This window comes from Aeromonas sp. 9A (assembly GCF_963900955.1).
GTDB classification, from domain to species: Bacteria; Pseudomonadota; Gammaproteobacteria; order Enterobacterales; family Aeromonadaceae; genus Aeromonas; species Aeromonas salmonicida.
On sequence record NZ_CAWRFG010000001.1, the window covers coordinates 3,545,454 to 3,554,889 of the forward strand.

The 9,436-nt window shown below is 52.1% G+C and carries 11 protein-coding genes; 6 read left to right on the forward strand and 5 right to left on the reverse strand.

What is annotated here, in order from left to right; all coding sequences use genetic code 11:
- Window positions 1-48: 48 nt before the first annotated feature.
- Both befA and AACX78_RS16425 read right to left on the reverse strand, forming a co-directional pair.
- Complete coding sequence (gene befA / locus AACX78_RS16420) at window positions 49-834, reverse strand: beta cell expansion factor BefA (protein ID WP_159166833.1); 786 nt, start codon at window positions 832-834, stop codon at window positions 49-51.
- A gap of 198 nt (window positions 835-1,032) precedes the next feature.
- Window positions 1,033-1,401, reverse strand: a complete 369-nt coding sequence (locus AACX78_RS16425) for an ArsR/SmtB family transcription factor (RefSeq protein ID WP_021138432.1) — start codon at window positions 1,399-1,401, stop codon at window positions 1,033-1,035.
- 251 nt (window positions 1,402-1,652) lie between these two features.
- Here AACX78_RS16425 and AACX78_RS16430 point away from each other — a divergent pair, with 251 nt between their 5' ends.
- Genes AACX78_RS16430 through AACX78_RS16440 form a run of 3 tightly spaced genes read left to right on the forward strand, consistent with a single transcriptional unit; the run spans window position 1,653 to window position 2,649 of the window.
- Window positions 1,653-1,961 carry a DUF134 domain-containing protein gene (locus AACX78_RS16430; protein ID WP_059112917.1) on the forward strand — a complete coding sequence of 103 codons (309 nt, stop codon included), beginning with the start codon at window positions 1,653-1,655 and terminating at the stop codon, window positions 1,959-1,961.
- Window positions 1,958-2,482 (forward strand): NifB/NifX family molybdenum-iron cluster-binding protein, encoded by a 525-nt coding sequence (locus tag AACX78_RS16435; protein WP_021138431.1) that lies wholly within the window; start codon window positions 1,958-1,960, stop codon window positions 2,480-2,482. The genes AACX78_RS16430 and AACX78_RS16435 overlap by 4 nt, the downstream gene beginning before the upstream one ends.
- A complete protein-coding gene (locus tag AACX78_RS16440) occupies window positions 2,467-2,649 on the forward strand; it encodes a hypothetical protein (RefSeq protein WP_159166834.1) in 183 nt (60 codons plus the stop codon). The genes AACX78_RS16435 and AACX78_RS16440 overlap by 16 nt, the downstream gene beginning before the upstream one ends.
- 40 nt (window positions 2,650-2,689) lie before the next feature.
- Here AACX78_RS16440 and AACX78_RS16445 read toward each other — a convergent pair whose 3' ends face one another.
- The gene (locus AACX78_RS16445) at window positions 2,690-3,826 is read right to left on the reverse strand and encodes an HD-GYP domain-containing protein (RefSeq protein WP_159166835.1); all 1,137 of its coding nucleotides are present in this window, start codon (window positions 3,824-3,826) and stop codon (window positions 2,690-2,692) included.
- Between the two features lie 293 nt (window positions 3,827-4,119).
- Here AACX78_RS16445 and rimO point away from each other — a divergent pair, with 293 nt between their 5' ends.
- Entirely contained in the window at window positions 4,120-5,448 is a 1,329-nt protein-coding gene (gene rimO / locus AACX78_RS16450; protein ID WP_021138428.1) for a 30S ribosomal protein S12 methylthiotransferase RimO, read from the forward strand.
- Between the two features lie 155 nt (window positions 5,449-5,603).
- Here the strand turns inward: rimO and AACX78_RS16455 are convergent, their stop codons facing one another.
- Complete coding sequence (locus AACX78_RS16455) at window positions 5,604-6,095, reverse strand: TIGR00645 family protein (protein WP_021138427.1); 492 nt, start codon at window positions 6,093-6,095, stop codon at window positions 5,604-5,606.
- A gap of 63 nt (window positions 6,096-6,158) precedes the next feature.
- Window positions 6,159-7,181, reverse strand: coding sequence for a CNNM domain-containing protein (locus tag AACX78_RS16460; RefSeq protein WP_059112912.1), 1,023 nt, complete (start codon window positions 7,179-7,181; stop codon window positions 6,159-6,161).
- A gap of 300 nt (window positions 7,182-7,481) precedes the next feature.
- On the opposite strand from AACX78_RS16460, the gene AACX78_RS16465 reads away from it, so the two are divergent.
- Together AACX78_RS16465 and AACX78_RS16470 are read left to right on the forward strand one after the other, a co-directional pair.
- Complete coding sequence (locus tag AACX78_RS16465; protein WP_159166836.1) at window positions 7,482-8,279, forward strand: undecaprenyl-diphosphate phosphatase; 798 nt, start codon at window positions 7,482-7,484, stop codon at window positions 8,277-8,279.
- A 13-nt stretch (window positions 8,280-8,292) separates the two neighbouring features.
- Window positions 8,293-9,363 (forward strand): AI-2E family transporter, encoded by a 1,071-nt coding sequence (locus tag AACX78_RS16470; RefSeq protein ID WP_159166837.1) that lies wholly within the window; start codon window positions 8,293-8,295, stop codon window positions 9,361-9,363.
- The last annotated feature ends 73 nt before the right edge of the window (window positions 9,364-9,436 follow it).

The following is a 9,436-nucleotide window of genomic DNA, read 5'->3' on the forward strand; positions in this document are numbered from 1 at the left end:
GGTCATGGCAAAACCATTACCTGCTGTGACCAGCTGATAACGACTCGATTATCGGCTTTTTTCAGTCAGATCCTTGTCCACCCAGTACTTGGATCCCGAGATGCTGGCATCGAGCAGCAGCCCCGTCTCGCCGATCTGATAGATGGCCATGCCGCCATTGTACTTGGCGGTGAGCCCGGCGCTCTCCTTGCCCGCTACCGCCCCCACCTCTGAGGTCGCCTCCCAGCCCTTGGTCACGAAGGCATCGAACCTGGCCTTGTCTTCAAACAGGATCACCTGCTGGTAGAACTTGCCGCCAAGGCCGGCCGAGAGGCCAGCGCCCAGCATTTTCATGTAGGTGTGCTGGTCGCTGCCGCGATTGATCGCCACCCCAGCCCCCTGATTGGTTTGCAACATCAGGGAGAACTTGCGTGAATCGAACACCGCATAGCCATACGCCTGGTCAAACAGCAACTTGGCTGAGGGTTGTTCGTTGAACAGCCTCACCAGGGCTGTGTCGGCCATGGTATCGAGGGCGAGTCGCGCTTCTGACGCCGTCTTGGGCTCACGCATCTCGTCGAGCTTCTTGTCGGCTACCACCAGCCACTCCTTGCCGGTTGCTATGCTCTTGTCGGTCCAGGCCCCTGCAATATTGAACGCCTCCGCCCCCCACTGGGAGACAGACGCCCAGGTCGCCTTGGAGAAATCGGTCACGCTCCGCCACGCCTCCTTGCTGGTGTCGCTCACAGCCGTGCCGAGGTCGGCGGCGGCCTCCTTTACCTTGGCCCAATCGGCCAGGATGGGGGTCGAGGCCAGCGCCAATGTCGTTGCCAATACCAAGAATCGAATCTTCATGGGTTCTCCACCATCTGTGATGAGCTGACCCTCACAGTAGCAGAATAAGGGACCGCCGGATAAGTGTGAGGCCCACAACACCAGTCAGTGGATGACGCACGGCCTGACCTCATATGAACACCTGAGCACCCAATCCGGTATCCGCGATGCCCGGCAAGCCTGGTTGAAAGGGTCAGTTCCCCCATGACGGCGCTGGCGTTATCCTTTGTCGCAGCAGGCGTTGGCAGGCAGAACATGAGGGGAACAACTGGACTCGGCACGCATCATGCCGCATGCCTCGGGGTGACCGGCGCAGCACTCCTCCGTAAGGTAGCCTATCAATGCCAGCATGAGAGGGATGTTGGCGCGATAACGCAGGAAGCGACCCTCTTGCTCCACCGACAGCAAGCCGGCGTGCAACATGGCCTTGAGGTGAAATGACAGCGTGTTGGGGGCGATATCGAGACTGCTGGAAAGCTCCCCGGCCACTCGTCCCTCCAGGCCCGCTTTCACCAGCAGACGCCAGACATCGAGCCGAATACCGGAGGAGAGGGATTCAAACACCTTGGTGGCCATCGCCTTGTTCATGTCATTCACCTTGAATTTTCATCAATAACTCATTATTTCAGCAAGATACGTACGATTAACATGCGTGAGACAAGCAGCTCGTCCCTCCCGGGAACGAGCACGAATCGTTGCACAGCCAGACCCAACCATCTTGCGACCAGCGCACTGTAACAGGGCCTTCATCCCTGATATGCAATGAAAACACATGTTTTATTCATTTGCATACCCTGATTGTCCGGCGTATAAGTGGCATATGCCAAATAGGAGTGCTTATGCCCAGACCCAAGATTGCCCGCCAGATCTGTGGCCGCCCCGCCAACAGTTGCTTCAAACCCAATGGCCGCCCCATGCACCAGCTGGAACAGGTCGCCCTCGCTGCCGACGAATTCGAGGCACTGCGCCTGGTGGACCTGGAAGGCATGCAGCAACAGGAGGCCGCCGTCGTGATGGGGGTCTCTCGTCAGACCCTGGCCAACATCCTTAAAAAAGCCCGCTACAAGGTGGTGGACTGTCTGAGCCAGGGCAAAGCCTTGATGATGCAGGCGAGCGACCCCGATACCAGTGGAGACATATCCCTATGAATACAGAACATGGCCTGATGATGGCGCCAGCAGCCAACCGCGCCGTCATGCTGACCCGGGGCCAACTGGCCAGTCACTTTACCCGCGCCGAACAGCTGCAAATAGTCAGCCCCGAGGGCACTGTGCTCGCCACCCTGCCCAACCCGGCAGCCGGTGAGGGTTGTGGCGGCAAACAGGCGCTGCTGGTCACCCTCAAGGCTCATCAGGTCAACCAGGTAGTAGTACGCAATATCGGTGAGCGGATGCTGGGACGCTTGTTGACCGGCGGCATGCAGGTGGTGCAGTGTCGCTCGGCGCGACTGCCGTGGCCGGCACTGCTGGCTGAAGGCAATTTGCAACCTCTGACCGAGCCAAGCCAGGGCCGCAGGTCACAGCGCCATGCTGGCAAACCCGTCATCCACGCCATCAAACGCGATGGCCATGACGGCGCTGAGCGTCCCCCTTGTCAGGGAGGCTGCTGCGGCGAAGGGAACACAGGGTGCCACAACACCAAGGAGGCAAACTCATGTCACTGCTGCTGATCACCATACTGGCCGCCTTTGTGCTGATCGTCGCCATGGGCTGCCTGCTCTGGTGGCGCCAGTACAGGCTGGCGCAAAAGCGCGCGGATAAAGCGGTGCGTCCCTGTGGCTGCGCGAGCGCCTGCGCCGATCACCTTTACCAGATAAGCGAACCAGGGCCCAAATAAGAAATGTGAGAACCGGCGAGACTGGGGCAAATTACTGACATCAGTGGCTTGAACCGCGGCCAGGTCTCGAAAGATCGCTGCCGACCGGGCTGTTTGCGGGCTCCTGATACTGCTGATGTATGGTGCGAAACGCCTCCTTGTTGCGAAGCGCAGCTTCCACACAGACGGGGTCAAACTGGCTGCCGGCATGATCTTCGAGGTAGAGAAAAGCCGCCTCGAACGTCCAGGCCTGTTTGTAAGGACGCTCGCTGGTAAGGGCATCGAACACATCCGCCACCGCAACGATGCGGGCTTCCAGAGCAATGTCTTCCCCCACCAGCCCTTGTGGATAACCTGTGCCGTCAAAACGCTCATGATGGCAGGCGATGATGTTTTTCAACATGTCGGTGTGATGAATGCCATCGAGGCCAAACTCGCTGATCATCAGGGCAATCATCTCCCGCCCCTTGCCGGGGTGGATCTTCATGATTTCGAACTCCTCAGGTGTCAGCTTGCCCGGCTTGAGCAGAATGGCATCGGGCACCGCAATCTTGCCGATGTCGTGCAGCTCGGAGAAGAGGTAGATAAACTCCACCTCCTCGTCACTCAGCGAATGGCGCGTCGCCACAGAGCGGGCGATCAGCCGGGAGTAGGCCGACATCCGGCGCAGGTGGTTGGCGGTCTCCTCATCCCGATAACGGCTGAACTCCCGCGCCGTGGTGAGGGCGCCACTCAGGGTCTGAATGGAGAAAAACTCAACGGCTATGATGGCTGCCAGCATCTGGGCATAGGTCGCCAGCTCGGTGCGAATGGGTGCATCGAAATAACCGGGCTCCCTGGCATCGCAAAACAGAAAACCGAACAACTTGCTGTTGAACAGCAGCGGCTCCGTGTAGCTGGACTCATACCCCGCCGCCAGCAGCTTGCGGCTGTGCTCCGAGCTCGACCCCAGCAGGGAGTCCAGACTGTCGAGCACCCTGGGCTGTTTATGTTCCGCCAGATAGCGCAGGGAGGGCACCTCGCTCAGTTTGACCTCGTACTGCACCAGAGGAGAGCTCCCCTCTGTGCTGTGGGCAAAGGTCTTGAGCCTGTCCGTATGCGGGTCATAGATAGCGATGGCCACCCGGCTCAACTTGTCAAAGCGCTGCCTGAGCGTGGCATGCACATGCTGCATTCTCTCGCCAAATGAGCTTTCCATCCCGTCCTCCCTGCTGGTGTGCCTGTTGGGAGTATAGTGACGCCCATCAGCAGCCCCCCATCTCGTTAACTGAAAACTCAACAAGATGTGAGCGGGTCGACGATTCGGCTGGCCCTGCCGAGACGTACCCAAAAGGGGTAGCCTGGCTGGCGCAGTACTTGGGTACTGTATAGGGGAATCTGCCTCTGCCAGAGATATTGTTCCGTTCTACCGTGCTGGCTGTATAGTTTTTGGTTAGCCATTCCGGTAAAATCCGCGCCCTTATAAGAGAGCCACCTAAGAGTGATTGAGCGATGTCCAACACAAAACAGGCCCCCAAAGTAGGATTCGTCTCCTTGGGTTGCCCCAAAAACCTAGTCGATTCCGAGCGCATCCTGACCCAGCTGCGTACCGAAGGGTACGATGTGGTGCCCAGCTATGACGATGCGGAGCTGGTGGTGGTCAACACCTGCGGCTTTATCGACAGCGCGGTGCAAGAGTCGCTGGAAGCGATCGGCGAAGCCCTCGCCGAAAACGGCAAGGTGATCGTCACCGGCTGCCTTGGCGCCAAAGAGAACCAGATCCGCGAGATCCACCCCAAGGTGCTCGAGATCACTGGCCCCCACGCCTATGAAGAGGTGCTGGGCCACGTCCACAAATACGTGGCCAAACCGACCCATAACCCCTTCACCAGCCTGGTGCCGGCCCACGGCGTCAAACTGACTCCACGCCACTACGCCTATCTGAAGATTTCCGAAGGCTGCAACCACCGCTGCACCTTCTGCATCATCCCCTCCATGCGCGGGGATCTGGTGAGCCGCCCCATCGGCGAGGTGCTGGCAGAGGCCAAGCGCCTTAAAGAAGCCGGCGTCAAAGAGATACTGGTGATCTCCCAGGACACCTCCGCCTACGGCGTCGACGTCAAGCACCGCACCGGTTTCTACGACGGCATGCCGGTCAAGACCAGCATGGTCGCCCTGTGCGAGGAGCTGGCCAAGCTCGACATCTGGGTACGCCTGCACTATGTCTACCCCTACCCGCACGTGGATGACGTCATACCGCTGATGCGCGATGGCAAGGTGCTGCCCTACCTCGACATACCGTTGCAACACGCCAGCCCGCGCATCCTCAAGTTGATGAAGCGCCCGGGTACCGTTGAGCGCACCTTGGAGCGGATCCAGAAGTGGCGCGAGATCTGCCCCGAGATCACCCTGCGCTCCACCTTCATCGTCGGCTTCCCTGGCGAGACCGAAGAAGAGTTCCAGATGCTGCTGGACTTCATCGACAAGGCGGAGCTGGACAGGGTCGGCTGCTTCAAATACAGCCCGGTCGAAGGCGCCAAAGCCAACGAGCTGCCGGATCCGGTACCGGAAGAGGTTCAGGAAGAGCGCTTCCAGCGTTTCATGGAGCTGCAGCAGCAGGTCTCCATCCGCAAGCTGGCTCGCCGGGTCGGCAAAGAGATGACGGTGCTGATCGACGAGGTGGACGAAGAGGGTGCCACCGGCCGCTCCTTCGCCGATGCCCCCGAGATTGACGGTCTGGTCTACCTGAATGGTGAAACCGATCTGAAGCCCGGCGATCTGGTCAAGGTCCGCATCGATGAAGCGGACGAATACGACCTCTGGGCCAGCCTGATAGACTAAGTCCGCAGTCCGTGATGGCACCTGCCCGGCAGGCGCCAATAAAAAAGCCAGTCAGTGACCCTGACTGGCTTTTTGTTTATCCACTCGAGCCAACTATGAGTGATCAAAAACAGGCCCGACAAGGGTGCAAAATCTCATCCCCCCAGCAGCAACCATTATTTTCCTCGGGTTATTTTATCCAAGTACCCCATGGCAAATGCTGACAACACAAAGGTAATATGAATAAGTAAATACCATTTAATTTTATCATTTGGAATGTTCTCGGTATTCATGAACACCTTCAAAAGATGAATAGATGATATGGCCACAATAGAGGCGGCAACCTTGTTTTTCAGGGAGCCAGCATCCAGTTTCCCAAGCCATCCCAACTTGTCATCACTGTCACCAACATCCAGTCGAGAAACAAAGTTTTCATATCCTGAGAACATGACCATTACGATCAATCCGCCTACCAATGCGATATCAATAAGCGACAAGGTCACCAGCACAAGGTCAACTTCACGGATTTCCAAAATATTTGGCAGAACGTGTAATATTTCCTGAAAAAATTTCACACCCAATGCCAGCAACACCAAACTCAAACCAAGGTAAATCGGTGCCATGATCCAACGTGAAGAATACATCAGTTTTTCAAAAACTCTTTCCATAAAAAACATATAACCTATGAAATGATACAAGTTGGTGAGATATTCTGGGCTTTCAAAAAACCATTAATCTTCCGTGATATTCTTCATTCTGTGTTGCCAGCGACGCTTGGCAAACCGTCTCATGTTGGGGATTTCATCGGTTTCATCCATAATTGGCTTGCCAATAATAGTTTCGATGACATCTTCCATAGTAACCAATCCCAGCCAGGTACCGTATTCGTCATATACAAGAAACATGTGCTGTCTCTCTTGCATAAACTGACTCATGACGCTTTCCACATTGACCTTGTCGGTCACGATCGTGACCGGCTTCATTAGACTTGATACCGTCTCTGTGTGGTCTGCATTTATCACATCATAACGGAATACCAATCCCAACGGATTTTCATCTTTATCAATCACAGGATAACGAGAAAAGCGACTGGCATGAGCATGATTGGCAAAATCAGCAACTGTCATCTCTGGAGTAACAATCTGGCACACAGTGCGCGGAGTCATAATGTCCCGTACACTGGTTTCATGAAGGTCCAGGATATTTGCAATAGTACGCTGCTCATCTTCATCAAGTTTATTCAGCTCACGACCAAGAATAGAAAGCGCCTTGATCTCTTGTCGTATGTCATGTTCCGGGGTGTGACCACCAAACACTTTCATAATCTGATCAGAAACCCAGATAAAGGGTTTCAGCAAGAAAATCATCCCATTCAACAATCCAGGCAATACCGGCGCCAATGCGCGCCAATGGCGAGCACCAATGGACTTAGGCATTATTTCTGATAGCACAAGAATCAACACAGTCATAACAGCAGATGCGATCCCCAGATAGCCATCCCCAAAGACAATCGTCACTTGAGCACCAACGCCTGTGGCGCCAACGGTGTGAGCAACTGTATTAAGAGTCAAAATCGCAGCCAATGGCTGATCTATCCTATCCTTTAACAGGCGCATACGCTCATAGAGCTTGGGATTTGATAGCTTCAGTTGGGCTATGTAACTAGGGGTGATCGAGAGGAGTGCTGCCTCCAAGATGGAGCATATAAAGGAAACACCAATAGACAATACAGCAAATGCTATAAGTAAACTCATAAAACTGAAATTGACCTTGCATGGTTTGAATTGACAAGATTTTAACGACTTTCAGGGCCAAAATGCAATGGGTATTTAAGTACCCAGCAGAGCAAAAAACACCTTTATTTCAATGGGTTGCTTTGATTTATATTATTTTTTTAATTTTTGTTTAATTGAGGGTGCCGATTGCCCTGAAGCGCCCCCAGGCACTATATGAATGTAACATGAACAATATGGGTTGTTTCAAGAAAAGTTGCCTTGGCATTCATGCGGGAAGAGTGATAAATTTTGCCATAAAAATAGAGGTATATTTATATAATGGACTTTTTACAATCAGCATTTCTTGCCTTGATTCAAGGGCTAACAGAGTTTCTACCTATCTCCAGTTCAGCTCACTTAATATTGCCAGCCAAAATTTTCGGATGGCAAGATCAAGGGTTGGCATTTGATGTCGCGGTGCATGTGGGTACTCTGTCTGCGGTTGTAATTTATTTTCGCACCGACATTAGTGCCATCCTGCTTGGCTGGCGACTGTCATTGACCGGCAAGAAAACGGAGCAAGGCCGTCTTGCCTGGCTATTAATTTTAGCAACCATTCCGGCTGCACTCATTGGTCTTTTAGGAAAGGGGGTGATTGAAAGCAGTGCGCGCTCCACTCTGGTGATATCAATAACCACGATTATTTTCGGATTACTGCTATGGTACGCGGATCGTAAGTCTACTTTATCTAAAGAAACAAAGGATATTAGCATCAAGGATGCACTGAAGATTGGTTTAGCACAATCAGTTGCCTTGATACCAGGCACATCCCGTTCTGGAATTACCATGACAATGGCGTTATTACTGGGCTTTGACCGTAGAACAGCTGCTACATTTTCATTTCTCTTATCAATTCCAATAATTACACTTGCTGGTTTGTATTTAGGATGGCAGCTATTGATGAGTCCAATCCAAATAGAAATGGGGGAGCTATTGATTGGCATTATGATAAGTTTTGTTTCAGCATATCTTTGCATTCATTATTTTTTGAAAGTAATAGAGAGTGTAGGTATGCTGCCATTTGTTGCTTATCGTTTAGCTTTAGGTACGTTACTGCTCGTCTTTAGCTTGCAATAATAGGGATTCATAAATGATTGCATCACTAGAAAACAGATCATTCATACTTACACTTGCCATTATTAGTGGCTTTTTTGTATGGATGTTACTACCATTTTTTTCTGCTATCTTTTGGGCCTGTATCATTGGCGTGATGTTCTTGCCAATAAAAGAGATAATCAGTAAAAAACTTAAACTAGGAAAAAATTGGGCATCGCTGCTAACCCTTCTCCTGTGTGTCATTGGGCTTGTCGTACCCGTACTTTTTATCGGCTGGTCGTTTGTTAACGAAATCAATAGTCTTTATCAAACAATGCAAGATGGAAAAATAAACTTTGGTGAGTATCTGGATACCATCAAGTCGTCCTTTCCTGCATTACAAAACATTATGAGCTCGCTGGGGATAGACTATGATGAAGTAAGAAACCAGTTAACCAATGCTGCCGTTTTTATAACTCGCTACATAGCACAACATGCACTCACTGTAGGGCAAGGAGCATTCACATTTGTTCTTGATATTTGTGTCATGCTTTATGTCGCATTTTTCATGATAAGAGATGGTCAGCATTTAGTGGAACGCATTATTGATGCCCTGCCACTAGGTAACAATCGAGAAAGGCTGATGCTTGCCAAATTCTCCGAAGTGGCCAGAGCAACGATAAAGGGTAACTTTGCAGTCGCAGTGTTACAAGGGGTGCTGGGTGGAGGAATTTTTGCCGCTTTAGGCATTCAAGGTCCCATTATATGGGGTGTTGTGATGACATTGCTATCCATGATCCCTGTCGTAGGCGCAGGTTTGATTTGGGGGCCTGTAGCAATTTATCTATTTGCCTCTGGCAATATCATTGATGCAGTCATTCTTACTACCTTTGGTGCGCTAGTCATTGGTTTGGTTGACAATATACTTAGACCCATATTGGTTGGCAGAGACACAAAAATGCCTGATTATTTAATCCTGCTATCAACGCTAGGCGGCATCATTGTATTTGGCATCAATGGTTTTGTCTTGGGACCAATTATTGCCGCCTTGTTCATCACCACTTGGCTGATATTTGGTGACGAGTTAGGTCGTGACAGCCAAGAGAATGAACATAATGCTAACTGACGGGTATGTTTGCATCTATGGTCACGCATCACCAGCTCTTCTCCAGGAGAAGGAGCAGAGGCAGCAAGCAAGA